The sequence below is a fragment of the Streptomyces sp. CB01249 genome, from assembly GCF_001905735.1.
Taxonomy (GTDB): Bacteria; Actinomycetota; Actinomycetes; order Streptomycetales; family Streptomycetaceae; genus Streptomyces.
The window spans coordinates 211,777-236,588 of sequence record NZ_LISW01000002.1 but is presented as its reverse complement, the minus strand read 5'-3'; the positions used below and the strand labels follow the sequence as shown (position 1 = coordinate 236,588).

Here is a 24,812-nt window from a genome sequence, read left to right as displayed (position 1 = left end):
CTCCCTCACATCCGGAAGACGCCGAAGCCGCCCCGGGCGCCCTCGACCGGTGCGGTGTGGATGGCGGACAGGCACAGGCCGAGGACGGTCCGGGTGTCGCGCGGGTCGATGACCCCGTCGTCGTACAGCCGCCCGGACAGGAACATCGGCAGGGACTCGGACTCGATCTGCTGCTCGACCATCGCGCGCAGGGCGGCGTCCGCCTCGTCGTCGTACGGGCGGCCCTTCGCGGCGGCCGAGGCGCGGGCGACGATGGAGAGCACCCCGGCGAGCTGCTGCGGACCCATGACGGCGGACTTGCTGCCGGGCCAGGCGAACAGGAAGCGCGGGTCGTAGGCGCGGCCGCACATGCCGTAGTGCCCGGCGCCGTAGGAGGCGCCCATCAGGACCGACAGGTGCGGGACCTTGGAGTTCGAGACGGCGTTGATCATCATCGCGCCGTGCTTGATGATGCCGCCCTGCTCGTACTCCTTGCCGACCATGTAGCCGGTGGTGTTGTGCAGGAAGAGCAGCGGGATGTCGCGCTGGTTGGCGAGCTGGATGAACTGCGCGGCCTTCTGCGACTCCTCGCTGAAGAGGACGCCCTGCGCGTTGGCGAGGATGCCGACCGGGTAGCCGTGCAGCCGCGCCCAGCCGGTGACCAGGCTCGTCCCGTACAGCGGTTTGAACGCGTCGAAGTCCGAGCCGTCGACCAGCCGGGCGATGACCTCGCGCGGGTCGAACGGCACCTTGAGGTCCCCCGGCACGATGCCGATGAGCTCGTCCTCGTCGTACTTGGGCGGCTCGGCGGGGCCCGGATCGGCGTGCGCCTTGCGCCAGTTGAGGCGTGCGACGATGCGGCGGGCCTGGCGCAGCGCGTCCGGCTCGTCCACGGCGAAGTGGTCCGCGAGCCCGGACGTGCGGGCGTGCATCGCGGCACCGCCGAGCGATTCGTCGTCGCTCTCCTCACCGGTCGCCATCTTGACGAGGGGCGGTCCGCCCAGGAAGACCTTCGAGCGTTCCTGGATCATCACGGTGTGGTCGGACATGCCGGGGACGTACGCGCCTCCGGCGGTCGAGTTGCCGAAGACCACGGCGACGGTGGGGATTCCGGCGGCGGAGAGCCGCGTGAGGTCGCGGAAGAGCGCGCCGCCGGGGATGAAGATCTCCTTCTGCGACGGCAGGTCCGCGCCGCCGGACTCGACCAGGCTGATGACCGGCAGCCGGTTGGCGAAGGCGATCTCGTTGGCCCGCAGCGCCTTCTTCAGCGTCCACGGGTTCGATGCCCCACCGCGTACGGTCGGGTCGTTGGCGGTGATCAGGCACTCCACGCCCTCCACCACCCCGATCCCGGTGACGAGCGAGGCCCCGACCGCGTACTCACTGCCCCAGGCGGCGAGCGGCGACAGCTCCAGGAACGGTGTGTCCGGGTCGAGCAGCAGCTCGATGCGCTCGCGGGCGAGCAGCTTGCCGCGCCCCCGGTGCCGCTCGACGTACTTCTCGCCGCCGCCCTCCAGCGCCTTGGCGTGCGCGGCCTCCAGCTCGGTCAGCTTGTCGAGCATGGCGGCCCGGTTGGCCGCGTAGTCGGGGCTCGCGGTGTCGAGCCCGGTGGGCAGGACGGTCATGCGGGCACCTCCAGAAGGGTCACGGGCATCTCCAGGTGACGAGCGCGCAGCCACTCGCCCAGCGCCTTGGCCTGCGGGTCGAAACGGTGCTGCGCGGCGACGCCTTCGCCGAGCAGCCCGTGCACGGTGAAGTTCAACGCCCGCAGGTTGGGCAGGACATGGCGTACGACGGTGAGCCCGTCGGTCTCCGGGAGGAGCGCGCGGAAGCGGTCGACGGTGAGCTCGTGCGCCAGCCAGCGCCACGCGTCCTCGCCCCGGACCCACACCCCGACGTTGGCGTCCCCGCCCTTGTCCCCGCTCCGGGCCCCGGCGACGCGGCCGAGGGGGGCGCGCACGACCGGCCCGGGCTCCAACGGCGGTGGCAGCGGAGGCAGTTCGACGTCACACAGCGGCTGCGTCCGCACAGGCGCTTCGACGACGCGGCGCGTCCCGTCCGGCAGTACGGCCACGTGCTCCACGTCCTCCGCCGGTACGTACCGCGCCTCGAACACCCCGTACGGCGCGCCCTTCCCGGGCGGGGCGGTGACGTGGAAGCCGGGGTAGCTGCCGAGGGCCAGCTCGATCGCCGCGCCGGTCAACGCGCGTCCCACGGGCTCCTGTTCGGGGTCCCGGACGACCAGCCGGAGCAGGGCGCTGGCGGTCTCCTCGGTGTCGGCGTCGGGCCTGTCGGTACGGGCCAGCTCCCAGCGGACTTCCCCGGGCTCCCGTCCGGCGCGCGCGAAGACGTCCGCGAACTGGTCCCGGACAAGCGCCGCCTTGGCCTCGATGTCGAGACCGGTGAGTACGAAGACGACTTCGTTGCGCCAGCCGCCGAGCCGGGTCAGCCCGGCCTTGAGCGTGGGCGGCGGGGCCTCCCCGCGTACGCCGGAGATCCGGACCCGGTCCGGCCCCTCCTGCGTCAGCCGTACGGTGTCGAGCCGGGCGGTGACGTCGGGGCCCGCGTACCGGGCGCCGCCGGTCTCGTAGAGGAGTTGCGCGGTGACCGTGCCGAGGTCCACGACGCCCCCGGTGCCGTCGTGCTTGGTGATGACGGAGCTGCCGTCCGCGTGGATCTCCGCGACCGGGAAGCCGGGGCGGCGGATGTCGTGGTCGCGGAAGAAGGCGTAGTTGCCGCCGGTGGCCTGCGTACCGCACTCCAGGACGTGCCCGGCGACGACGGCCCCGGCGAGCGCGTCGTGGTCCTCGGGGCCCCAGCCGAAGTGGGCGGCGGCTGGGCCGGTGACGAGGGCGGCGTCGGTCACCCGGCCGGTGACGACGACCTCGGCACCGGCCCGCAGGCAAGCCGCGATGCCTGCCCCACCAAGGTACGCGTTGGCCGTGAGGAAGCCCTCCGGTACGGGGATGTTGTCGCCCTCCACATGAGCGACCCGCACCGGCACGCCGACCTTCACGGCCAGCTCCCGGATCGCGTCGGCGAGCCCGGCCGGGTTCAGGCCACCCGCGTTGGTGACGATCCGCACCCCGCGTTCGCGGGCCAGCCCGAGGCCGTCCTCCAACTGCCGCAGGAACGTGGAGGCGTAGCCGCGCGCCGGGTCCTTGAGGCGGCTGCGGCCGAGGATGAGCATCGTCAGCTCGGCGAGATAGTCGCCGGTGAGGACGTCGAGCGGGCCGCCGGTCAGCATCTCGCGCAGGGCGTCGAAGCGGTCGCCGTAGAACCCGGAGGCGTTGCCTATCCGGAGGGGCGCGGGCGCGAGACCCGCGGGCTCCGTCATCGGTCCCCCTTCGGCGGCCGCCCCGCCCCCGCGGGCCCCGCGAACGCCTGCGCGATCGACAGCCAGGCGTCGGCGTCCGCTCCCTCCGCGCGCACCGCCAGGTCGTCGCGGTGGGCGCGCTGCGTGACGAGCAGGCAGAAGTCGTGCAGCGGCCCGGTGACCCGCTGGCCGGCATCCTCGGGGCCGTACGTGATCAACTCGCCGCCGGGCGCGGTCAGTTCCACCCGGAACTCCTCGGCGGGCGGTTGCTTGCCCCGTACGAAGTAGGCGTAGTCGCGGGCCCGGACCCCGATCCGGGCCACGTGGCGCAGCCGGGCGGTCGGGGTGCGGGTGACCCCGAGGGCGTCGGCGATGTCCTGGCCGTGCGCCCAGGTCTCCATCAGCCGCCCGGTCGCCATGGAGGCGACGCTCATCGGCGGCCCGTACCAGGGGAACTTCGCCCCGGCGGGCGCCGCGCGCAGGGCCTCCTGCAAGCGCTCCCGGCCCTCGCGCCAGCGGACGAGCAGCGCGTCCGGCGGATACGCGGCGACGATCTCCCCGGCGGCCCGGTCCACGAAGCCCTCGGGGTCCTCCATGGCCTTCGCCACCTCGTCCCCGAAGCGGCCGGGGTCGGTGACGGAGATCAGCGCGACGTCGTCCGTCCAGCTCAGGTGCGCGATCTGATGGGCGAGCGTCCACCCCTCGGCCGGGGTCTCCCCCGCCCACTGTCTCGCGCTCGCCCCGGCGACGAGCAGGTCGCACTCCAGGCTCTCGCTGCGCAGATCATCCAGCACGGCTGAGGCATCGGACACGGTGCGCTCCCCTCGGGGCGTGACGGCGTGCCCGGGAGCCTGCCAGCGCGGCGGCGAACAATCAAGCAAGCGTGCATGATTTTTTTATGACAGGCCCGGCGGGAGTCGGCCCCGCGCTCCGGTCAGCGGGCGCGCCGCTCGGCGTCGGCATGCCACCAGCGGGGCGGGGAGGCGCCGGTCACCCGGGACGACGGCTGGTCGGGATGCAGTCCGAGCGGCCGCAGCGCGTCGGCGCGCACTTGGACGTCGAACCAGCCGCGCCAGTGCCCGTCGGGCCCGATGCCGCAGGCCAGGTCCACCTGGATCTCCCCCGGCGCGAAGGGCATCCAGTCGATGCCCCGGTCCCGCAGTCAACCGCGCACGGCCGCCATCGGCGGGAGGCGGCCCGGCAGGTTCTCGTAGGCGGCGACGGTGATCCACTCGGCGGGCGGGGTGTCCATGGACCCATGATGCGGGGCGCCGGTTGCCCGGCGCCCCGGGGCCCACGGCTCAACGAGCGGGCTGGCGGGGTCCCTTCGCCTCCGACACCGGCTCCGCCTCCCGGGAGGCGACCCGCGGCACGGCCGCGTTCCGCAGCAGTACCGCCGCAAGGACCAGGGCCACGGTGACGAGCCCGGCGCCCACGCGGAAGGCGAGCCGGTAGCCGGAGGTCAGGGCCTCCACCGGGCTCGCGCCCCCGCCGAGCAGCGTGTCCGTGTGCGCGGTGGCGAGGGTGCTGAGGACCGCCAGGCCGAACGCGCTGCCGATCTGCTGCATGGTGTTGAACATGCCGGACGCGATGCCCGAGTCCTCCGGCGTCGCCCCGGACATCGCGAGCGTGGCCAGCGACGGCATCGCGAGGCCGAAGCCGATGCCCAGCGGCAGCAGGGCCGGGAGGACGTCCGCCGCGTAACTCCCGTCCGCCGGTACGCGCCCCAGCACCGCGAGCCCCGCCGCGATGAGCGCGAGCCCCGGCAGCAGGACCGTGCGCGGGCCGAAGCGGGCGATCAGCGCGGGCGCGAGGCCGAGGGACAGGGCCCCGATGGCGACGGAGACCGGGAAGAGCCCGAGGCCGGTGTGGATCTCGTCGTAGCCGAGCACCTTCTGCACGTACAGCACGCACAGGAACTGGAAGCTGAACATCCCGGCCACCATCAGCGCCTGGATCCCCATCGCCCCCGCGACCACCCGCGACCGGAACACACGCAGCGGAAGCAGCGGGTGGGCCGCCCTCGCCTGACGTACGACAAAGCCGAGCAGCAGGGCGAGGGCGGCGGCGCCGAGGCCCAGCGTGCGGCCGGAGGCCCAGCCGTGCGCGGCAGTCCCGACGATCGCGTAGACGCCGAGCATCAGGGCGGCGGTGACCAGGAGCGCGCCCGCGGCATCGGTGCCCCGCCCGAGCCCGACCCCGCGTTCGGGGGCGAGGACGCGTCCGGCGGCGAGTACGGCGGCGACCCCGATCGGCACGTTGACGACGAAGATCCAGTGCCAGCTGAGGGCCTGCGTGAGGACGCCGCCCGCGAGGAGGCCGAGCGAGCCTCCGGCGGACTGGACGAAGCTGTAGACGCCGATGGCCTTCGCCCGCTCCCTGGCCTCCGGGAACAGGGTCACCACCATGCCGAGCGTCCCGGCCGACGTCACCGCGCCGCCGACACCTTGGACGAACCGGGCGGCGAGGAGCATCGCCGGTCCCTGGGAGACGCCGCACAGCAGCGAGGCCGCCGTGAAGAGGGCGAGCCCGGCGACGAAGACGCGCTTGCGTCCGACGAGGTCGCCCAGGCGGCCGGAGAGCAGCAGCAGACCGCCGAAGGGGACGAGGTAGATGTTGACCACCCAGGCCAGGGCCGACGGCGAGAAGCCGAGGTCGCGCTGGACGGCGGGGAGCGCCACGTTGACGACGGTCCCGTCCAGGATGACCATCAGCTGCCCCGCGCACAGGACCGCGAGGGCGCGCCAACGGGAGGACGGGGCGGATGCTTGGCTTCTCGACACGGCGACTGCCTCCAAAGGTGCACGACTTGTTACAGGCGTCATCCTCTGTAACCATCAGCCGTGGCGTAAGGAGGCACTTTCATGTCACGCAGTCACACCGATGTGTCCGACCAGGTCATCGGCGAGGCGTGCCCGCTCACCGAGGTCCTCGACCACGTGGCGGGCAAGTGGAGCATCGGGATTCTGGTCGCGGCGGCGCACGGGCCGGTCCGGTTCACCGAGCTGGAGCGGGCGATCACGGGCATCAGCCGCCGGATGCTCACGCTGAACCTGCGCAAGCTGGAGCGCGACGGGCTGCTGATCCGGACCGTGTATCCGACCGTGCCGCCCAAGGTGGAGTACAGCCTCACCCCGATGGCCCGCGAGCTGCACGCGACCCTCACCGGGCTCGTCGGCTGGGCGGAGCGCCACCGGACGGACATCACGGCGGCCCGCGCCGCGTACGACGCGGGCGGCACGGGCACGGGCGGCACAGGCGGCACGGCGGCGTCCTGACCGGCCGCCGCCGCCGGGCCTACCGCTTCGCGACCCCCCGCACCTGACTCCGTACCGCCCCCATGCTCGCCCCGATGACCAGGGCGATGGCGAGGGCGTCCGTCAGGGACAGGGCCTGATGGAGGATGAGGAATCCGGCCATGGCGGCGATCGCGGGTTCCAGGCTCATCAGGATGGCGAAGGTGGGCGCGGGCAGGCGGCGCAGCGCGATGAGTTCCAGGGTGTACGGGAGCACGGAGCTGAGCAGCGCGACGGCCGCGCCGAGCCCGAGCGTCGTGGGGACGAGGAGCTTGGAGCCCGCGTCCATGATGCCGAGGGGCAGCGAGAGGAGCGCGGCGACCACCATCGCCAGGGCGAGGCCGTCGGCCTGCGGGAAGCGGCGGCCGGTGCGGGCGCTGAAGACGATGTACGCCGCCCACATCACCCCGGCCCCCAGCGCGTAGGCGGCGCCCACCGGGTCGAGCCGGTCGAAGCCTCCGCCGCTGAGCAGGACGACGCCGCCGAGGGCGAGGGCCGCCCAGACGACGTTGACCAGGCGGCGCGAGGCGATCACGGACAGGGCGAGCGGGCCGAGCACTTCGAGGGTGACGGCGGCGCCGAGCGGAATGCGGTCGGCGGCCTGGTAGAACAGCGTGTTCATGCCGCCCATGGCGATACCGAAGGCGACGACGGTGCCCCAGTCGGCCCGCGAGTGGCCGCGCAGCTTCGGCCGGCAGACGACGAGCAGGACGAGCGCGGCGGCGGCCAGCCGCAGCGTGACGACCCCGAGCGCCCCGGCCCGGGGCATCAGCAGCACCGCGATGGCGGCGCCGAACTGCACGGACAGCGCGCCCGCGACCACCAGCGCGACCGGGGCGAGCGCGGCCCGCCGCCCGCCGGGGCGCTCCGGACCGCCGAGCGCCGGGGAGGCGACCACCTCCGGCACGGCGACGGCAGCGGCTGCGGCCGGTTCTGCGGCGGCGGTCTGGTGGTTCACCGGGGGCCTGCCCTTCTGACTCCTGAAACGTGCGGTATTGCCTCACCAGCCAGGTTAACGGTCAGAAATTGACAAGTTGAAATCAGAAACAGAACAGGTCCCACCACAAGCTCTTCCCAAAGGGATCGTCAATTCTCATATAGTGACGGGGACTTAACTGGGAATCTCCTGTTCCACTAGTCACGTTTGTCGCTCACGTCACACAGGTCCGAATCGCCCCCGTCCGCCGCCGTCCGCCCCAAGGACTCCGCTTTGCGCCCCTCTACCCGGCCGACCGCACTGGCCCTTCTGGTCACGGTGGCCCTCTCCGCAGCCCTGAGCGTGTGGGCGACCTTCGCCGCTCCCGAATCGGCCAGGACCGCGGTGGCCTGGGGCTCCGGCGGAGCCGCCCTGCTCCTCGTGGCCGCCGTCACCACCGCCGTCCACGCCCGGGCCACCGTGCGCCGCCTCCGCGCGACGCACGCCGCCGAGAGCGGCCGGTTCACGGCGGAGGTCTCCCGCATGGTCTCGGCCTCCGCCGCCGACGCCCAGCGGTTCACCGCGGAGAACGCCCGCCTCAAGGCGGCCGCCGCCGCGGAGACGGCGAAGGCCAGGGAGGAGGCCGAGGCCGGCACCGCCCGCCTCACCGCCGAGAACGCCCGGCTCAAGGCCCGCGCCTCGCGCGCCGAGACCGAGCGCTCCGCCGCCCTCACCGCCTGCGCCAACGCGGCCGGCCGGATGCAGGCCCTGGCGACGAGCATGCTCGCCGACCTCCGCGAGATGGAGCACCGGCACACCTCCGAGGACGTCCTCGCCGACCTCCTCCACCTCGACCACCGCACCGCCCAGGCCGGCCGCCTCGCCGACTCCATCGCCGTGCTCACCGGCGCCCGCTCCGGACGGCGCTGGGCCAAGCCCATCGTCATGGAGTCCGTGCTGCGCGGCGCGATGGGCCGGATCAGCGGCTACCAGCGCGTCCGGCTCCACTCCACCAGCGACGTCGCCGTCTCCGGCCACGCCGCCGAGGGCGTCATGCACGCCCTCGCCGAGCTCCTCGACAACGCCGCGAACTTCTCGCCGCCCACCGCCGAGGTCCATGTGTACGTGGAGGAGGTCCCGGCCGGAATCGTCGTCACCGTCGAGGACAGCGGCCTCGTCATGAGCGACGTGCAGCTGCGCCGGGCGGAGCGCGCCGTCTCCGCCGACGACGCCGACCTCACCGGCCTGACCGGCACCCGCCTCGGGCTCGCCGTCGTCGGCCGGCTGGCCCGCAAACACGGGCTGACCGTCTCCTTCCGGCCCTCCGCGCGCGGCGGCACCGGCGCGCTGATGATGCTCCCGCAGGAGATCGTCACCCGCGCCACCACGCCCCGGACCACCCCGGAACCCGCGCCCGCCGCCTCCGCGCCCGCCCCGGCGGCCGCCCCCGCCGGGACCGAGCCCGAGCCCGTCCACACCCTGGGGACGGACCCCGCCGCCCGGCCGTCCGCCCCCGAGCCCATGCGCTCCGACTCCGCCTCGGAGACCACCGGCAACCTCCCGAAGTTCGGCGAGAGCGGCCTGCCCAAGCGCTCGCGCGGGCGCACCCTGGCCGCCGCCGAGGCCAGGGCCCGGGCCACCGCCCCCGAACCCGCCGGGGAGACCGGCGCGGCGGAGGGCGCACCCGACCCCAAGGCCCGGGCGGCCCGCTTCAGCAGCTTCCGCAACGCCGTACGGCCCGACTCCCCACCCCCGGAGGACAGCTCCCGATGACCGCCACCACCGACGAGAAGCTCAACTGGCTGCTGGAGGGGCTCCTCGAACGGACCCCCGGCGCCCGGCACGCCCTCGTGCTGTCGAGGGACGGCCTCAAGCTGTGCCGTACGCCCGAGCTCTCCGTCGACCAGGCCGACCAGCTCGCCGCGATCTCCGCCGGCATCCAGAGCCTGTCCCACGGCGCGTCCGTGGAATTCGGCAACGGCAGCGGCGGCGTCCGCTCCGCCATGGCCGAGTTCTACGGCGGCATCCTCTTCATCGTGGAGGCGGGTGCGGGCGCCCACCTCGCGGTCGTCGCCGCCGAGAGCGCCGACGTGGGCCTCGTCGGCCACAACATGAGCGAGCTGGTCGAGCAGCTGGGCGAGCACCTGGTCGCCCCGCCGCGCGAACCCCTCGACGCGGTCGCCGCCGCCCGGGGCACGGCCGTATGACACCCCGCTCCCGCCCCGGCAGGGACGACGCGCCGGACCGGCTGTACACCCTGACGGGCGGCCGCACCCGGTCCGACTCCGCCGCCTTCGACCTGGTCACCCTGGTCGTCGCCGAGTGCGAGCCGGCCCCCGGCATGCAGTCGGAGCACGTGGCGATCCTCCGGATGTGCGAGCGGCCCACCGCCGTCGTGGAGATCGCCGCCGATCTCGACCTGCCCGTGAGCATCGTGCGCATCCTGCTCTGCGATCTGCTCGACACCGGCCGGATCAGCGCCCGCCATCCGCGTACCGCACGCGTATCGGACCGGCTTCCCGCCCCCGACATCCTGGAACAGGTGCTCGTTGGACTCCGCAACCTCTGACCGCGCCGCCCTGAGAGCGACGGCCGACAACGGACTGAAGATAGTCGTGGTCGGCGGCTTCGGGGTCGGCAAGACCACCATGGTCCGATCCGTGAGCGAGATCCGTCCGCTCAACACGGAGGAGACGATGACCCGCGCGGGCGAGGCGGTCGACCACCTCGACGGCGTCGGGTCCAAGACGTCCACCACGGTCGCCTTCGACTTCGGCCGGATCAGCCTGGACGAACGCTCGGTGCTCTACCTGTTCGGCGCGCCCGGCCAGGAGCGCTTCTGGTTCCTCTGGGACCGGCTGTTCTCCGGCACCCTGGGCGCCGTCGTCCTCGTCGACACCCGGCGCCTGGCCGATTCCTGGTACGCGATCGACCGCCTGGAGCACCACGGCACGCCGTTCATCGTCGCCTGCAACGACTTCGGCGGCCCGCTCCACACCGAGCAGCAGATCCGGGAAGCGCTCGACATCTCCCCGGACGTCCCGCTCGTGGAGTGCGACGCGCGCGACCGGTCCTCCAGCAAGTACGTGCTGATCACCCTGGTCGAGCACCTGCACCGGCTCTCGGCGGCCCGTACGGGGGACACCCCCGCACCCGCCGAGGACACCCCCGCCCTGACCCCGGAGCCCACCCCGTGACCGAGTGCCCCCACGCGGCCGGTGCCGTGCCGCTGTCCGGACCCCGCTTCCAGGGCGACCCGGTGCGGCTGTACCGGGAGATCCGGCGCGACCACGGAGCCGTGGCGCCCGTCGTCCTGGACGGCGGGCTCCCCGCCTGGCTGGTCCTCGACTACCGCGAACTCCACCAGGTCACCAGCGACCCGGTGCTGTTCAGCCGCGACTCGGACCTCTGGAACCAGTGGGAGAACGTCCCCGCCGACTGGCCCCTGCTGCCCATGATCGGCCGGAAGCAGCCCTCGATCCTCTACACCGTCGGCCCCCGGCACGCCGAACGCGCCGCGATGATCGGCAACGCGCTGGAGGCGATCGACTCGTTCGCCCTCAAGCGCTTCGCCGAGGAGTTCGCCGACGAGCTCATCGACCGGTTCTGCTCCAAGGGCTCGACCGACATCATCGCCGAGTACGCCATGCTGCTCCCCGCCCGCGTCCTGGCCCGGATGTACGGCGTGAGCGACGCGGACGGCGACGCGCTCGTCGGCTCGATCAACGACATGATCGACGGCCGGGAACGCGCCCTGGCCGGGCAGCAGCACCTCGCCGCGACGATGCTGAAGCTGCTGGCGGACAAGCACGCCGAGCCGGGCGACGACGTCGCGACCCGGATGCTGGCCGACCCCGGCGGCTTCACGGACGAGGAGGTCATGCAGGACCTCATGGTCATGATGGCGGCGGGCCACCAGCCGACCGCGGACTGGATGGGCAACTCGCTGCGGCTGATGCTCACCGACGACCGCTTCGCCGCCTCGCTCTCCGGCGGCCGGCACAGCGTCGCCGAGGCCATGAACGAGGTGCTGTGGGAGGACACCCCCACGCAGAACGTCGCCGGCCGCTGGGCCGCGCGCGACACGCACCTCGGGGGCCGCCACGTCCGGGCGGGCGACCTGCTCCTCCTGGGCATCGCGGCCGCCAACTCCGACCCCCAGATCCGCGTCGACGGCTCGGCCCTGACCGGCGGCAACAGCGCCTTCCTGTCCTTCGGGCACGGCGAGCACCGCTGCCCGTTCCCGGCGCAGGAGACCGCCGAGGTCATCGCCCGCACCGGCATCGAGGTCCTGCTGGACCGCCTCCCGGACATCGACCTGGACGTCCCCGCCGGGCAGCTCACCCGGCGCCCCTCCCCCTGGCTGCGGGGCATGACCAGTCTGCCCGTCGTCTTCACGCCCACCCCCGCCCTCGGAGGCCGGATATGACTCGCATCGCCCTCGACCCCTTCGTCGCCGACCTGGACGGCGAGAGCGCCGCCCTGCGCGCCGCGGGGCCGCTCGCCGAGGTCGAACTCCCCGGCGGGGTGCACTGTTACGCCGTCACGCACCACGCCGAGGCGAGACAGTTGCTCACCGATACCCGGATCGTGAAGGACATCAACGTCTGGGGCGCCTGGCAGCGCGGCGAGATCCCGATGGACTGGCCGCTGATCGGCCTGGCCAACCCGGGCCGCTCGATGCTGACCGTCGACGGCGCCGACCACCGCCGGCTGCGCACCCTCGTCGCGCAGGCCCTCACCGTGAAGCGGGTGGAGCGGCTGCGCGCGGGCATCGAGGCGCTGACGACCGCGAGCCTGGACCGCCTCGCCGCCCTTCCCGAGGGCGAACGGGTCGATCTGAAGGCGGAGTTCGCCTACCCGCTGCCGATGAACGTGATCAGTGAGCTGATGGGGGTCGACGCCGCCGACCACCCCCGGCTCAAGGAGCTCTTCGAGAAGTTCTTCTCGACGCAGACGCCGCCGGAGGAGGTCCCGCAGATGATGGCGGACCTCGGCGCGCTCTTCACGAAGATCGTGGACGCGAAGCGGGCGGAGCCGGGCGACGACCTGACCAGCGCCCTGATCGAGGCCTCCGAGGACGGCGACCACCTCAGCAACGAGGAGATCGTCAACACGCTGCAACTGATCATCGCGGCGGGCCACGAGACGACGATCAGCCTCATCGTGAACGCGGTCGTCGCGCTGGAGGCCCACCCCGAGCAGCGCAAGCAGGTCCTCTCCGGCGAGGTGCCGTGGGAGAACGTGATCGAGGAGACGCTGCGCTGGAACACCCCCACCTCGCACGTCCTGATCCGCTTCGCGACGGAGGACGTACCGGTCGGTGACAAGGTCCTGCCCAAGGGCGAGGCCCTGATCGTCTCCTTCGGCGCGCTGGGGCGCGACGAGAAGCAGCACGGCCCGACGGCCGGTGAGTTCGACGTCACGCGCTCGCCCAACCGGCACATCGCCTTCGGCCACGGCCCGCACGTCTGCCCGGGCGCGGCCCTCTCCCGGCTGGAGGCGGGCGTCGCCCTGCCCGCGCTCTACGAGCGGTTCCCGGAGCTGGAGCTGGCCGTTCCCGCCACCGAGCTGCGCAACAAGCCGATCGTGACGCAGAACGACCTCTTCGAACTGCCGGTCGAGCTGAGCTGACCCGGGCCCCGGCCCACGGGCCACGAGTCGGAACCCCTGTCTCATCCGACGGACAGGGTGCGTGGCCTCCGCACCGAGGCGTTACGCTCCGACTCGTGGCCGACATCCAGATTCCCGCTGACATCAAGCCCGCAGACGGGCGCTTCGGCGCCGGTCCCTCCAAGGTGCGGACCGAGGCGCTCGACGCGCTGGCCGCCACCGGCACGTCTCTGCTCGGTACGTCCCACCGCCAGGCACCGGTGAAGAACCTGGTCGGCGCGGTGCGCGAGGGCGTACGCGACCTCTTCTCCCTCCCCGAGGGCTACGAGGTGATCCTGGGCAACGGTGGCTCCACCGCCTTCTGGGACATCGCGACGCACGGTCTGATCGAGTCCAAGTCCCAGCACCTCAACTTCGGCGAGTTCTCCTCGAAGTTCGCGAAGGCCGCCAAGCTGGCCCCGTGGCTGGCGGACCCGACCGTCATCGCCTCCGACCCGGGCACGCACCCGGACCCGCAGGCCGAGGCGGGCGTCGACGTCTACGCCTTCACGCACAACGAGACCTCCACCGGTGTCGCGGCGCCCGTCAAGCGCGTCGCGGGCGCCGACGAGGGCTCCCTCGTCCTGGTGGACGCCACCTCCGGAGCGGGCGGCCTCCCGGTCGACATCGCCGAGACGGACGTCTACTACTTCGCCCCGCAGAAGTCCTTCGCCTCCGACGGCGGCCTCTGGATCGGCGTCTTCTCGCCGGCCGCCCTGGAGCGCGCGGCCCGCATCCACGCCTCGGGCCGGCACATCCCGGAGTTCTTCTCGCTGCCCACGGCAATCGACAACTCGCTGAAGAACCAGACGTACAACACCCCGGCGCTCGCCACGCTCTTCCTGCTGAACGAGCAGCTGACGTGGATGAACTCCCAGGGCGGCCTGGACTTCACGACCGGCCGCACGGCCGCCTCCTCCGGCCACCTCTACGGCTGGGCCGAGGAGTCCAAGTACGCGACCCCGTTCGTCACCGACCCGGCCAAGCGCTCCCAGGTCATCGGCACGATCGACTTCGCGGACGAGATCGACGCCTCCGCGATCGCCAAGGCCCTCCGCGCCAACGGCATCGTCGACACCGAGCCCTACCGCAAGCTCGGCCGCAACCAGCTCCGCGTGGCCATGTTCCCGGCCATCGACCCCACGGACGTCCAGGCCCTGACGGCCTGCATCGACTACGTGATCGAGAAGCTGTAGCCCGTACGCCCCGGAACGGCCCTGCACACCTCACGGTGTGCAGGGCCGTTTCTGCTTCACTCGACCGTGTGGCATATGCCAGAAACACGGTCTGGGGCCGTTCCGCCCTACGATGATGGTCTCGACACCAGCCATTCCAGGAGGCCCGCAATGTCTGCAGCAGCAGTCGAGCACCCCTGTGACGATGGACCGGAGCCTTTGCTCGTCACGGCCAACCGGCTCGCCGAGCAGAATCCCGGCCATCGCGTCGAGATCATCGGAGGCGTCATCACCGTGGCCCCACCCCCGGACGGCCCGCACGCCCGCGCTCTGACCAAGCTCATGCGTCCATTCATCACGGCCGGACTCGATGACGGGGAGACGGCGGTCCTCCAGGGCATCGGCCTGTGGCTGCCGGGTGGTCCCGAGGACTTCGCCGTCCCGGATCTCGCCCTGGTGGATGCGGACTTCGATGAACACCTGATCAAGAACAACAGTTACGACCCCGCCGTCTTCCGCCTGGTTCTGGAGGTCACCTCCAGCAACTACGCCAGCGACCTCCGGCACAAGGTCGCCGCGTACGCCGAGGCGAAGATCCCCGTCTACGTGATCCTCGACCGGAGGCACGGACGCGTCCACGTCCTCACGGAACCGCTGGGCAGCTCGTACGACCGCCACGAGGTGTACGCGCCCGGCCAGCAGGCGCCGCTGCCCGCGTCGATCGGCGCCGAGGTGAGCCTCGATGTCGCCGAACTGATCCAGGCGGGCCGCGCCAAGCCCCGTACGCCGGACGCCTGAGGCGCTAGAGGCCCAGCCTCCACCGCTCCTCCCCGTCCTCCCACTCGCCGGTGCGCGCCAGACCGGCCCCGGCCGCCACCGCCGCCGACGCCGCGTGCTCGGGGTGGATGTGGGCGACGACGGTCGTGACGCCCGCCTCCCTCAGATGCGCGACCAGCCCCCGGGCCGCTTCCCCGGCGTACCCCCGCCCCTGCCACGGGACGCCCACCACCCAGGCGATCTCGGCGCGGTCGCCGCGTACCGTCGCCTGCACGTAGCCCACGAGGGCGTCCCCGGCGCGCAGCACCCAGTTCCACCACAGCTCGTCCGGGTCCGGCGAACCGGCGGTCTGCCGTGCGTACCGGGCCCGCAGCCCCTCAGGGGTCTCCGGGGCACCGCCCGTGAAGGTGTGGAGCGCCGGGTCGGCCAGGACGGCGGCCATCTCGTCCGCGTACTCCACCCGCAGGGGCAGCGCGTCCAGGCGGGGCGTGGTGAAGGGCTCGGGGGTGCGGGGGCTCATGGTCCGGGGACCTTACGCGAAACCCCTGCGAGGCGCCCCGCGCCCGGATGAGCCCCGGCCCGTACCGGCGGACCATGGACGTATGGATACGGTCCCGCAGCTCAAGCCCTTCGTGAAGCAGTACGCGGTCCTGCTGAGCACGCGGCGGCAGGACGGGACGCACGCCGACACCCCGGTGAACATCGCGGTCGAGGGCGACCACGCCTACATCCGGACGTTCTCCTCGGCGTGGAAGGTGGAGCGCATGCGCAACCACCCGGTGGTGCGGATCGGCCCGTGCACCGTACGCGGCCGCCCCACGGGCCCGCAGATCGAGGCCCACGCGCGCCTCCTCCCGGCGGGCTCGAAGGAGAACACGCACGCGTCGCGGATGCTGTCCCGCAAGTACCCGGCGATGCATGGGGTCCTCGTCCCGCTGGCCCACCGGCTGAAGCGGGACCGGACGCTGCATTACGAGATCCGGCCGATGGAGTCCTGAGCGCGCTCAGCCCTTGCGGCGCCGCCTGCCGAGGAGGAGCAGCAGCCCGATCCCCGCCAGCACGGCGACACCGGTCAGCGTCGTGCCCTTCACCGGCACCCCGTCCCCGTCGTCGGCCGTGTCCTTCGTCCCCCCGGCCCGGTGCGTGGACCCGCCGCCCCCGTCCCCGGTCTTCTTCAGGTCCACCCGCACGACACTGCTCCGCCTGCCCTCGGAGCCGTACATCAGGGCGGAGCCGTCCGCCGTGTACGTCACGGATTCGGACTGCGGGAGCAGGGGTGACTCGACGTCGTAGTCCTTGCCGAGGCGGCCGTTCGCGAAGGCGTAGCCGCGGGCGCTGAAGTAGGAGCGCAGGACGAGCTCCTTGCCGTCCGGGGAGAAGGCCCCGTCCGTCACCCAGGGCACTTCCCCGACCCGCCGGAAGACGTTGTCGCCGCCGGTGCTGAGCTTCGCGGGCCCCTCGTAGAGGCCGCCGCCGTCCTCGTTCTTCGAGGCGATGTAGACCCGCCCGGTCTTGGGGTGGACCATCAGCGCCTCCGCGTTGCGCGGCCCGTCGGCGTACTTCACGTCGTACTGGGTGGCCCGGACGGTCGCGTCCTTGAGCGTCTTCGGCTCGGGGAAGCGGTAGATCCAGACGTGGTCCCAGCTGCCGTTGAGGTTGTCCCCGATGTCGCCGACGTAGATGTCCCCGTCCGGCCCGATCGAGATGGCCTCGACGTCGCGGGGGGCGCCGACGCCCTTCATCGTGATGGTCGCGACCGTCTTGCCCGTACGGGAATCGACCGCGAAGACGTACGGACCGTCGTCGCTGTCGTTGTGCGTCCAGTAGATCCCCGGGTGGAGCCGGCTCGCGGCGAGCCCGCTGGACTCGGTGATCCGGGGGTCCTCGATGGTGAAGCTCCGGTCGGCCCCGTCGTCGGCGAGCGCGGGGGCCGCGGCGAGGGCGAGGAGCACGGCGGCGGCGCCCAGGGAGGACGTCATTCGGTACGAACGCATGGCACAAGTGTCCATCGTCACCTACCGGCGCGTAGCCAAGATCCGCCATGATGGCGCCATGCGTTTCATGTGTGTCGGCGATTCCATGACCATCGGACGCGCCGGCGACTTCACGTGGCGCTACCGCATGTGGCAGCACCTGGAGGCCGCACCGGACGGCCCGCACGAGCTGGTGGGCCCGCGCACGGCCCTGTACGACGCCGATACGGGCACGGCCTCGTCCTCCGCGTACGCCGCCGACGACTTCCCGCCCGCCGCGCGCCGCCACCTCGCGGGCTGGGGCGAGGGCTGGCTCCACATGGCCCCGCTGATCGCGGACGCGGTGACCGCGCACCGCCCGGACGTGCTCCTGGTCTCCCTCGGCCTGATAGACCTCGGCTTCTACACGGACAGCGCGCAGACGGCGGAGAACACCGCCGCGTTCCTGACGGCGGCCCGCGAGGCGAACCCGCACATCCGCGTGGTGCTGCTCCCGGTGATCCCGAACGTCCGGGCGGAGACGGACGCCCCGTTCGCGGCGGAGTGCGCGGCCTTCAACGAAGCCCTGGCGAAGACGGTGGCGGACGCGTCCACCCCACAATCCCCCCTCCTCCTGGCCTCCCACCCCCCGGCGTACGACATCCACACCTCCACGTACGACGGCACCCACCCGAACCCCACGGGCGAACACCACCTGGCCGGCGCCTTCGCGAACGCGCTGCACGAGGCGTGGGGCGTGGGCGGCCGATACGCGGCGGCGGCCGCCTTCGCAGTCAGTAGTGGTAGCGGGCCGCGAGGATGACGATTTCCTTGGCCGTGACCAGGTAGACGAGCCGGTGCTCGTCATCGATGCGGCGCGACCACGCTCCGGGCAAGTGGTATTTCAGCGGCTCCGGCTTGCCGATGCCCGTGAACGGGTCGCGCTTGACGTCCTCGATGAGCTTGTTGATCCGCGCGAGTATCTTGCGGTCGTTCTTGAGCCAGGACGTGTAGTCCTCCCAGCCCTGGTCCTCGAAGACAAGCCTCACTCGGCACCCTCGGCCGGATCGATCAGCTCACGCTCCGACACGTCGATGTGAGCCAGTGCGTTCTCGTAGGCCCTGAGCAGCCGCCGCGCGTTCGCCGGGGAGCGCAGCAGGTACGAGCCCTCACGCAGAGCCGCGTAGTCCTCGGCGGAGACGAGCACGGCGTTGCCGTGCTTGGAGACGATCTCGATGGCCTCGTGATCGTCGTTGACCTTCTTGATCAGCGGAAAGAGAGCCTTGCGGGCTTCACTCGCGGTGATGGACATGGCTCAGCCTTCCCTTCGAGAGTGGTACTCGATAACGTACCACTCTGGGCACCCTCGGCAAGAGATCCCCGCATCGGGGACCCGGTATTCGCGGGCGGGAAAGGAATCCGGCATGGAGGAGCTGCGGGGCGGCTACCGGGTGCTCTTCTGGTTGGTGGCGGGGCTGTGCGGGGTCGATCTCCTGTGTATGGCCTCGACCTGGCTGCCCGGCGAGTACACCGCGCCGCAGTGGCTCGTCAGGGGCCTGTTCCTCTCGGCGTTCCCGGCCCTCTCCGTCGCGCTCGTCTGCGGCTTCATCAGCGGGGCCGCCGCCCAGCTGACGGGCTCCCGCAACGCCGGGCGGCTCGGCCGTTACGTCCGGCTGCTGCCACGCGCCCTCAAGGTCGCCTACGCGGCCGTCATCTGCCTGGCCGCGCTCGGCTTCGCGACCGGTGCCGGTACGGCCGAGGACGCGAAAGCAGACGCGTCGGGCTACTACTACACCTACTGGGACAAGACCGCGGACCCTCAGCACAGCGTCCGGGTCGAGCTCACCGAGCCCGCGTACTACGAGGCGCTGAAGGCGGATCTCCGGATCTCCGGCGCCACATCGGCCGTGTTCCTCGCGTTCAGCAGCTTCCTCGTCCTCGCCTCCGCGTCGGCGTCCGCAGGCCGCACCGGGACGGCTCCGGAGTTCCCGTGACGCGGCGGCCCGGTCACCCCGTCGGCTTCGCCCGTACGTGCATCCGCTCGCCCTGCGGTCCGAACAGGCTCAGGAACTCCACCGGGTCCGGCCCCGCCGCCCCCCACCAGTGCGGTGTGTGGGTGTCGAACTCGGCCGCCTCGCCCGCCGTCAGGACCAGATCGTGGTCCCCCAGGACCAGCCGGAGCCGCCCCGACAGGACGTACAGCCACTCGTAGCCCTCGTGGACCCGTTGCTCGACCGGGCCGGACGGGCCCGTCGCTCCCGGCATGACCTGCTTGTACGCGTTGACGCCCCCGAGATGCCGGGTGAGGGGGACGAAGGTCATCCCGTGGCGCTTGAAGGGGCGGAAGGTGACGCGGGGATCGCCCGTGTCCGGTGCGCCGACCAGTTCGTCCAGCTGGACGCCGTACGCCTTCGCCAGGGGCAGCAGCAGTTCGAGCGTGGGCTTGCGGCCGCCCGATTCCAGGCGGGAGAGCGTGCTGAGCGAGATGCCCGTCGTCTCGCTCAGCTGCGTCAGCGTCGTCCCGCGCTCGGTGCGCAGCGCGCGGAGGCGGGGGCCGACGCCCGTCAGGACGGCGGCCAGATCCTCGTCACCCATCGGGTCTGCCATGGTTCCATTTGCCGACCCGGCAAGGCACCTTGTCAAACGGTGGCGCCCGGGGAGCCCGGTTCCGCCGGACCGATCATCGCCATCGACAGCCGGGTGAACTCACTGGTCAGCCACGACGGCGGCACCTGCCGGGGCCGCCGCCCATGGTGCGCCAGCAGCTCGTCCACGGACCGCGTCAGCACCTTCACCACCACCGCGAGGTCACCGTCAACCCCGTGCCCCCGCGTCCGGGCCCGCTCGGACTCCGCCGTCAGGAACTCCACCCACACCGCGCGCCACATCGAGAGGTGCTCCTCCATCGCCCGGCTCACGCCCAGCACCTCCACGAAGGCGACCCGGGCCGCCTGCGGGTCCCGCGTCACGGACCTGACGTACGCGTCGAAGAGCCTGCGCACCCGCTCCTCGGTCGGGCAGGTCTCCATGCCCTCCGCCGCCAACTCCACCTGCGCGGCCTGCATTCCGGCCATCGCGACCTCGTCGTACAGGTCGGTGAGCAGCGCCTCGCGCGAGGCGAACTCGCGGTGGAAGTCCCGGACCTCCACCTGCGCCTCCGCGCACAGATCCTCGACGGACGTGTGCGCGTAGCCGTACACCGCGAACAACGTCCGTCCGGCCGCCATGAGTTGCGCACGCACCCGCGCGGGGTCGCGCACCGCCCGTACGCCGTCCCAAAGCTCCACCACGGTATCCACCACGGGTCCTCCTCAGTCCGAACCGGCCCCCGAGCCACCACTGTCCCCGCCCCGCCACGCCTACGGCAAAGACCGCCACACCGCGAACGGACGTGCGCCTCAGCGCACTGCGGCGTCCTCTTGCAGGATCGCCGTCACCCGTTCCCGCCAAGGCCGCTGCCGTGGCGGGTACTTCGCGAAATGCGCCTCCTCGGCCGCCTGCTGGGCGCAGGGGCCGCACAAGGTCTCGTCCGCCCTGGGCCGGAACACATGCTCCGGCCCGTCCCCCTCGCACGTCACATGCGGCCTGACCGTCGCCACCGGCGCCACGGGCGCGGGTGCCTCCGGCAGCTTGTGTACGAGGCGGTGGCGTACGAAGCCGTAGGCCGACCGCACGCCCTCCGCCGGGAGGGCGTTCACCAGAGCCTGCCGCAGCTCCGACGCCCTCACGCCCCGCCGCAGCCAGTCCGCCGCCATCTCGGACAGGCCGCGCGCCTCGCGTACGCCGAGGTGCAGTTGCGGGTTCGCGTGCCGCAGCGAGAGCAACACGCGTTCCGCCTGGGCGACTTCCGGCTCCGCCGCCCCGGCCGCCTCTGCCGCCTTGGCCGCAGGCGCTTCGGTGGGTGGGTGGGGAGTGTTCTCCTCACGTTCTTCTTCAACCTCTGGTTGGGAAGTGCCGACCGACCGGGTAGCCGCTCGACCGCCCGCCGGTGACCGATCAGCCGGTTCGACCTGCGCCTTCGCGCCCCTGAGCCCCCGCGCCTCCTCGTCCGTGAGCGGCACGTTGGAGAACAGCTGATCCGTCATCCACAGCCCGCCCTGGCCCTGCCACCGCCACTCATGGACGTAACCGGCCTCCTTCAGCTGGGACTTGGCCCGCTGATACGCCCGGCCCTTGATCCCGATCCTCTTCGCGTGATCGCTCAGCGCCTCGCTCGCGCGGGACTCGGGCAAACCCTGCACGTACATGATCAGAACCTTTGCGTCACTGCTCAGATTCGAATGACGCACGACATCATGTGCAGCCTTCACATAGGCGCGGGAGGGCGAGATAGCATGCCAAAGCATCTTCGGTGGACCTCGTGAATCCATCAGGGGTGAAGGCCCTCGGACCGGGTGTTGCTGCACCTCCCGGGGGCCGCCCCGTGCGCGGTGCGCACGGAGCGTAACGACGCCGTCACCGTACAGCAGAAATTCCGTCCGACACCACCTTGGTTACCAGCTCGAACAGAAGTGCTGTATCCACGAACGGATCCTCGGCGGTCGGCTCCGAACGCCAGTCCAGCGGGTACGTCAGCCCGCGTAGCGCGGGCACGCCCACGAAGTCCGAGCCCTTCCGCACGAGCGCGTCCACGCCCGCCGGCCAGCGGTACGCACTCGCCGTGCCGGGCTCGACCAGGAAGTACATGCTCCGCATCCCGATGTGCGAGCGGATGATCGGTCCGGCCTGAAAGTCCGTGAACTGCATGATCTCGTACGAGACTTGCTCGCCCAGTACGCCGGAGATCCGGATCGCGTCGAAGTGAATGCCCGCGTGCCGCAGGGCGTGACCGCTGACGGGAATCCAGCTGGGCACCAGGTTCGGTGAATTTTTCGGTTCCATACGGTAAGCGTCGGCGCCCGCACTTAACGTGACCAGGGACACAAGGCGTCTGTGCACTGCTGTGCACTTGGAGGTAGAGCTGTGCACTCCAGTAATACCGGCGGCAGCACCCCCCGGATGTTCGGTGCGCTGCTGCGCCACTTCCGCGACCGGGCGGGACTGTCGCAAGAAGCGCTAGGGCTCCGGATCGGCTTCTCCAAGTCGCAGGTGGCGATGGTGGAGAGGGGCCAGAGGCCGCCGAGAGGGGACTTCATCCCCAAGGCCGATTCGGCGACGGCCGCGAACGGCGCGTTGATCGTTGCGGCGGTGGAGCTGAAGTTCAGCAGCGTGGCGACTTGGTTCGAGCCTTTCGCCGACGAGGAAGCGAAGGCCGTAGCGCGCTACGAGTACGAGTGCCATGTGGTGCCCGGGTTGCTGCAGACCGAGGCGCACGCACGCGCAGTCTTCAGCCAAGCCTGCCCGCCCCTGGACGACGAGACCATCGAGAGGCTGGTAGCTGGACGTCTGGCGCGACAGACGCTACTGACACGCAAACCGCTCCCGGACATCAGCTTCGTACTGGAACCGGGCGCACTCAATCGTCCCATCGGAGGTCGAGAGGTGCACCGAGCCCAGCTCCAGCACATCCTCGACATCAGTCGTCTGCGTCACGTGAGTATCCAGGTGATGTCGCCCCACCGGGAAGCACACGCCGGTCTGGGCGGGTCATTCGCACTGCTGGAGACCGAGGACCGGCGCTGGCTGGCGTACCTGGAGGTACAGGGGCGCAACTTCCTCGTCAGCGAACAGCCCCAGCTGGGAGACCTGTTCGCCAGGTATGGCATGCTGCGGTCCCAGGCTCTCAGCCCGGAAGAGTCGCGCGAGCTGATCAAGCAGATGGTAAAGGACTATGAGCACTGACCTTGAGTGGTTCAAGAGCAGCTACAGCGGCCCAGAAGGCGGCAACTGCGTCGAGGTCGCGCTCTCCTGGTCCAAGTCCAGCTACAGCGGCCAGAACGGCGGTGACTGCGTAGAGGTCGCCACCTGCCCGCACACCGTCCACGTCCGCGACTCCAAGGACATCACCGTCCCCGCCCTCGCCGTCTCCCCCGACACCTGGGGGACGTTCATCCGCCACACCGCCGCCTGAGCAGGCGCACCGCCCCGGCCCACGGTCCGGGGCCGTTGCCCTCTCACTCGTGGGCGCGCTTGGCGCGCTCGTCGGGAGGCAGCTTCATCGCGTCGGCGGCAGCGGGATCAGGCGGTGTCGACTTGAGCGCTGAGACCAGTTCTTCGGGCGCCTTGCCGAAGAACGGCCCACGCGCGTCGGCCGGCTTGGTGTCGCCGTCCGCCTGCCGCACGCTCGGGATGACGTCGCCCTTGCCCAGGATTCCCTCCTGGTAGGGAACGATGGAATTCGGGCTCAGCGTCGACCAGCCGGCATTCTGCACCGTCTTGGTCTTGCTGAAGTAGAGGATGGGCAGAACGTACTGCTTGCCCACCTCCAGCATGGGTTCGCCCTCCATGCGGACGGCGTCGCGCCGGTCACCGTGGAACTGCCAACCGTCGATGTCCGTCTCGAAGGTTGACGGCGCGTTCGGCGCTTCGTTCCGCGACCACAGCACGTTGTCGATCCGGAGACTGATCACGCGGGGGATGTAGCCCTCGCCCGCCTCGGTCTCTTCCGGCGTCGGGGCGAGTTCACGCTGACCGGTCACCGTGGCGACCACGAGGTGATCACCGTAGGTGACCCAATCCGTGAGTGTGTCACTGGGCAGCAGCTGATCACCATGGGAGATGACCACCGAGGATCGAGCCGACTGATGATCGTCCCCGTGGGCCTGAACCACCAGTAACGTCACCAATGCGCCGACAACGATGGCTGATCCAGCAGTAGCTGCCAGAACTTTGGAGCGCATGCGATGACCCCCCGGTCAGTAGGTGGCGTTGGTCTCGGAGACGTTGTGCGACTCGCCATACGGGTTGTTTCCGTAGCCGGGCTTTTCCATGCAGGCGTCACTCGTCCCGGGCCGCGAACACCTCGCGCGCGGCCGTGAGCCCGTTCAGCGCGGCCGGGAAACCGGCGTAACCGGCCATCTGCGTGATGACCTCCACGGCCTCCTCCCGCGTGCCGCCCACGTTGAGCAGGCCGTGGAGGTGTACGCGGAGCTGCGGGCCGACCGTGCCGAGGGCGGTGCAGAGGGCGACGGTGACGAGTTCGCGGGTCGGGAGGTCGAGGCCCGTACGGGAGTAGATGTCGCCGAACGAGAATTCCAGCACGTAGCGGGCGAGGTCGGGCGCGATGTCCTTGAGGGAGTCGATGACCTGCTGGCCCGCGTGCCCGTCGATGTCGGCCAGGGCCTGCTGACCGCGTGCGTACCGGTCGCCGCCCGGGGCGTCGGTGGCGGGGACGAAGGGGGGCTCGTCCGGGCGGGACTCGAAGACCTCGCGGGCGGCGGTGAGGCCGTTGAGGGCGGCGGGGAAACCGGCGTACACGCAGACGTGGATCAGCACCTCCACGATCTCCTGCCGCGTGCAGCCGACGTTGAGCGCGCCGCCGATGTGGAAGCGGAGCTGAGGCGCGGCGTTGCCCATCGCGGCGAGGGCGGCGACGGTGCTCAACTGGCGCTGGCGGCGGGTGAGTCCGGGGCGCGTGTAGATGTCGCCGAAGCCGAACTCCACGATGTAGCGGCCCATGTGCGGGGCGATGTCGACGAGGCCGTCGAGGACCGCGTCCTGGGCGCCGTCGGCGACCTCGCTGAGGGCCGCGTAACCGCGCTCGTACCGGTCGTTCTGCTGTTCGGTGCTCATGCGGATGACGGTAGGAGTTCGAGTGCACTCCAACGCAAGCGCGCCCCGCGAAAATGGGTGGGGCGGGGGCGCGGGCGG

The 24,812-nt window shown here is 71.5% G+C and carries 30 protein-coding genes; 14 read left to right on the top strand and 16 right to left on the bottom strand.

Annotation, left to right across the window (positions count from 1 at the left end; all coding sequences use genetic code 11):
- Positions 1 to 5: 5 nt before the first annotated feature.
- The 5 genes from AMK18_RS09425 to AMK18_RS09405 form a co-directional block, all read right to left on the bottom strand.
- On the bottom strand, positions 6 to 1,604 hold the full coding sequence (locus tag AMK18_RS09425) for an acyl-CoA carboxylase subunit beta (protein WP_018101463.1): 1,599 nt from the start codon (positions 1,602 to 1,604) through the stop codon (positions 6 to 8).
- The gene (locus tag AMK18_RS09420; RefSeq protein WP_073862472.1) at positions 1,601 to 3,316 is read right to left on the bottom strand and encodes an acyclic terpene utilization AtuA family protein; all 1,716 of its coding nucleotides are present in this window, start codon (positions 3,314 to 3,316) and stop codon (positions 1,601 to 1,603) included. The genes AMK18_RS09425 and AMK18_RS09420 overlap by 4 nt, the downstream gene beginning before the upstream one ends.
- Positions 3,313 to 4,107: a TIGR03084 family metal-binding protein gene (locus tag AMK18_RS09415; RefSeq protein ID WP_073862471.1), complete on the bottom strand. Its 795-nt coding sequence runs from the start codon at positions 4,105 to 4,107 to the stop codon at positions 3,313 to 3,315. The genes AMK18_RS09420 and AMK18_RS09415 overlap by 4 nt, the downstream gene beginning before the upstream one ends.
- 122 nt (positions 4,108 to 4,229) lie before the next feature.
- Entirely contained in the window at positions 4,230 to 4,433 is a 204-nt protein-coding gene (locus AMK18_RS09410) for a hypothetical protein (protein WP_073862470.1), read from the bottom strand.
- 163 nt (positions 4,434 to 4,596) lie between these two features.
- Positions 4,597 to 6,006 carry an MFS transporter gene (locus AMK18_RS09405; RefSeq protein WP_073862469.1) on the bottom strand — a complete coding sequence of 470 codons (1,410 nt, stop codon included), beginning with the start codon at positions 6,004 to 6,006 and terminating at the stop codon, positions 4,597 to 4,599.
- A 153-nt stretch (positions 6,007 to 6,159) separates the two neighbouring features.
- Here AMK18_RS09405 and AMK18_RS09400 point away from each other — a divergent pair, with 153 nt between their 5' ends.
- Positions 6,160 to 6,573 carry a winged helix-turn-helix transcriptional regulator gene (locus AMK18_RS09400; protein ID WP_198956971.1) on the top strand — a complete coding sequence of 138 codons (414 nt, stop codon included), beginning with the start codon at positions 6,160 to 6,162 and terminating at the stop codon, positions 6,571 to 6,573.
- Positions 6,574 to 6,592: 19 nt separating this feature from the next.
- On the opposite strand, the gene AMK18_RS09395 is transcribed toward AMK18_RS09400, so the two are convergent.
- Positions 6,593 to 7,549 (bottom strand): EamA family transporter, encoded by a 957-nt coding sequence (locus AMK18_RS09395; RefSeq protein WP_018101470.1) that lies wholly within the window; start codon positions 7,547 to 7,549, stop codon positions 6,593 to 6,595.
- Positions 7,550 to 7,801: 252 nt separating this feature from the next.
- On the opposite strand from AMK18_RS09395, the gene AMK18_RS09390 reads away from it, so the two are divergent.
- The 8 genes from AMK18_RS09390 (at position 7,802) to AMK18_RS09355 (ending at position 15,132) form a co-directional block, all read left to right on the top strand.
- Complete coding sequence (locus tag AMK18_RS09390) at positions 7,802 to 9,280, top strand: sensor histidine kinase (protein ID WP_073862467.1); 1,479 nt, start codon at positions 7,802 to 7,804, stop codon at positions 9,278 to 9,280.
- Positions 9,277 to 9,714, top strand: a complete 438-nt coding sequence (locus AMK18_RS09385) for a roadblock/LC7 domain-containing protein (RefSeq protein WP_073862466.1) — start codon at positions 9,277 to 9,279, stop codon at positions 9,712 to 9,714. Before AMK18_RS09390 ends, AMK18_RS09385 begins: the two co-directional genes overlap by 4 nt.
- The gene (locus AMK18_RS09380) at positions 9,711 to 10,076 is read left to right on the top strand and encodes a DUF742 domain-containing protein (protein ID WP_018101474.1); all 366 of its coding nucleotides are present in this window, start codon (positions 9,711 to 9,713) and stop codon (positions 10,074 to 10,076) included. The genes AMK18_RS09385 and AMK18_RS09380 overlap by 4 nt, the downstream gene beginning before the upstream one ends.
- Entirely contained in the window at positions 10,057 to 10,704 is a 648-nt protein-coding gene (locus AMK18_RS09375) for a GTP-binding protein (RefSeq protein ID WP_026171310.1), read from the top strand. Before AMK18_RS09380 ends, AMK18_RS09375 begins: the two co-directional genes overlap by 20 nt.
- Complete coding sequence (locus tag AMK18_RS09370; RefSeq protein ID WP_018101476.1) at positions 10,701 to 11,936, top strand: cytochrome P450; 1,236 nt, start codon at positions 10,701 to 10,703, stop codon at positions 11,934 to 11,936. The genes AMK18_RS09375 and AMK18_RS09370 overlap by 4 nt, the downstream gene beginning before the upstream one ends.
- Complete coding sequence (locus AMK18_RS09365) at positions 11,933 to 13,141, top strand: cytochrome P450 family protein (RefSeq protein ID WP_073862465.1); 1,209 nt, start codon at positions 11,933 to 11,935, stop codon at positions 13,139 to 13,141. The genes AMK18_RS09370 and AMK18_RS09365 overlap by 4 nt, the downstream gene beginning before the upstream one ends.
- Positions 13,142 to 13,236: 95 nt before the next feature.
- Positions 13,237 to 14,355, top strand: a complete 1,119-nt coding sequence (gene serC, locus AMK18_RS09360; protein WP_073862464.1) for a phosphoserine transaminase — start codon at positions 13,237 to 13,239, stop codon at positions 14,353 to 14,355.
- A gap of 150 nt (positions 14,356 to 14,505) precedes the next feature.
- Positions 14,506 to 15,132 (top strand): Uma2 family endonuclease, encoded by a 627-nt coding sequence (locus AMK18_RS09355; protein WP_026171311.1) that lies wholly within the window; start codon positions 14,506 to 14,508, stop codon positions 15,130 to 15,132.
- 4 nt (positions 15,133 to 15,136) lie between these two features.
- Here AMK18_RS09355 and AMK18_RS09350 read toward each other — a convergent pair whose 3' ends face one another.
- Complete coding sequence (locus AMK18_RS09350) at positions 15,137 to 15,631, bottom strand: GNAT family N-acetyltransferase (RefSeq protein WP_073862463.1); 495 nt, start codon at positions 15,629 to 15,631, stop codon at positions 15,137 to 15,139.
- An 82-nt stretch (positions 15,632 to 15,713) separates the two neighbouring features.
- On the opposite strand from AMK18_RS09350, the gene AMK18_RS09345 reads away from it, so the two are divergent.
- Positions 15,714 to 16,109 carry a PPOX class F420-dependent oxidoreductase gene (locus AMK18_RS09345; protein ID WP_073862462.1) on the top strand — a complete coding sequence of 132 codons (396 nt, stop codon included), beginning with the start codon at positions 15,714 to 15,716 and terminating at the stop codon, positions 16,107 to 16,109.
- A gap of 6 nt (positions 16,110 to 16,115) precedes the next feature.
- Here the strand turns inward: AMK18_RS09345 and AMK18_RS09340 are convergent, their stop codons facing one another.
- The gene (locus tag AMK18_RS09340; protein WP_073862461.1) at positions 16,116 to 17,105 is read right to left on the bottom strand and encodes a hypothetical protein; all 990 of its coding nucleotides are present in this window, start codon (positions 17,103 to 17,105) and stop codon (positions 16,116 to 16,118) included.
- 58 nt (positions 17,106 to 17,163) lie between these two features.
- Between AMK18_RS09340 and AMK18_RS09335 the strand changes: the two genes are divergently transcribed.
- Complete coding sequence (locus AMK18_RS09335; protein WP_073863209.1) at positions 17,164 to 17,886, top strand: GDSL-type esterase/lipase family protein; 723 nt, start codon at positions 17,164 to 17,166, stop codon at positions 17,884 to 17,886.
- Here AMK18_RS09335 and AMK18_RS09330 read toward each other — a convergent pair.
- Both AMK18_RS09330 and AMK18_RS09325 read right to left on the bottom strand, forming a co-directional pair.
- Positions 17,858 to 18,112 carry a Txe/YoeB family addiction module toxin gene (locus AMK18_RS09330; protein ID WP_073862460.1) on the bottom strand — a complete coding sequence of 85 codons (255 nt, stop codon included), beginning with the start codon at positions 18,110 to 18,112 and terminating at the stop codon, positions 17,858 to 17,860. The genes AMK18_RS09335 and AMK18_RS09330 overlap by 29 nt on opposite strands.
- Entirely contained in the window at positions 18,109 to 18,375 is a 267-nt protein-coding gene (locus tag AMK18_RS09325) for a type II toxin-antitoxin system Phd/YefM family antitoxin (RefSeq protein WP_073862459.1), read from the bottom strand. Before AMK18_RS09325 ends, AMK18_RS09330 begins: the two co-directional genes overlap by 4 nt.
- 112 nt (positions 18,376 to 18,487) lie before the next feature.
- Between AMK18_RS09325 and AMK18_RS09320 the strand changes: the two genes are divergently transcribed.
- Positions 18,488 to 19,057, top strand: coding sequence for a hypothetical protein (locus tag AMK18_RS09320; protein WP_073862458.1), 570 nt, complete (start codon positions 18,488 to 18,490; stop codon positions 19,055 to 19,057).
- A 13-nt stretch (positions 19,058 to 19,070) separates the two neighbouring features.
- Here the strand turns inward: AMK18_RS09320 and AMK18_RS09315 are convergent, their stop codons facing one another.
- From AMK18_RS09315 to AMK18_RS09300, 4 genes are all read right to left on the bottom strand, one after another.
- A complete protein-coding gene (locus AMK18_RS09315) occupies positions 19,071 to 19,658 on the bottom strand; it encodes a helix-turn-helix domain-containing protein (RefSeq protein WP_018101488.1) in 588 nt (195 codons plus the stop codon).
- Between the two features lie 44 nt (positions 19,659 to 19,702).
- On the bottom strand, positions 19,703 to 20,365 hold the full coding sequence (locus AMK18_RS09310; protein ID WP_073862457.1) for a TetR/AcrR family transcriptional regulator: 663 nt from the start codon (positions 20,363 to 20,365) through the stop codon (positions 19,703 to 19,705).
- A gap of 96 nt (positions 20,366 to 20,461) precedes the next feature.
- Positions 20,462 to 21,310, bottom strand: coding sequence for a hypothetical protein (locus AMK18_RS09305; protein ID WP_073862456.1), 849 nt, complete (start codon positions 21,308 to 21,310; stop codon positions 20,462 to 20,464).
- Positions 21,311 to 21,518: 208 nt separating this feature from the next.
- Positions 21,519 to 21,944, bottom strand: coding sequence for a hypothetical protein (locus AMK18_RS09300; protein WP_202533835.1), 426 nt, complete (start codon positions 21,942 to 21,944; stop codon positions 21,519 to 21,521).
- Positions 21,945 to 22,061: 117 nt separating this feature from the next.
- Between AMK18_RS09300 and AMK18_RS09295 the strand changes: the two genes are divergently transcribed.
- Both AMK18_RS09295 and AMK18_RS09290 read left to right on the top strand, forming a co-directional pair.
- The gene (locus tag AMK18_RS09295; RefSeq protein ID WP_073863208.1) at positions 22,062 to 22,844 is read left to right on the top strand and encodes a helix-turn-helix domain-containing protein; all 783 of its coding nucleotides are present in this window, start codon (positions 22,062 to 22,064) and stop codon (positions 22,842 to 22,844) included.
- Positions 22,834 to 23,073 carry a DUF397 domain-containing protein gene (locus AMK18_RS09290; RefSeq protein ID WP_073862455.1) on the top strand — a complete coding sequence of 80 codons (240 nt, stop codon included), beginning with the start codon at positions 22,834 to 22,836 and terminating at the stop codon, positions 23,071 to 23,073. Before AMK18_RS09295 ends, AMK18_RS09290 begins: the two co-directional genes overlap by 11 nt.
- 43 nt (positions 23,074 to 23,116) lie before the next feature.
- Here AMK18_RS09290 and AMK18_RS09285 read toward each other — a convergent pair whose 3' ends face one another.
- Positions 23,117 to 23,842 carry a hypothetical protein gene (locus AMK18_RS09285; protein ID WP_143202259.1) on the bottom strand — a complete coding sequence of 242 codons (726 nt, stop codon included), beginning with the start codon at positions 23,840 to 23,842 and terminating at the stop codon, positions 23,117 to 23,119.
- Positions 23,843 to 23,939: 97 nt separating this feature from the next.
- A complete protein-coding gene (locus AMK18_RS09280; RefSeq protein ID WP_073862453.1) occupies positions 23,940 to 24,734 on the bottom strand; it encodes a carboxymuconolactone decarboxylase family protein in 795 nt (264 codons plus the stop codon).
- Positions 24,735 to 24,812: the final 78 nt, after the last annotated feature.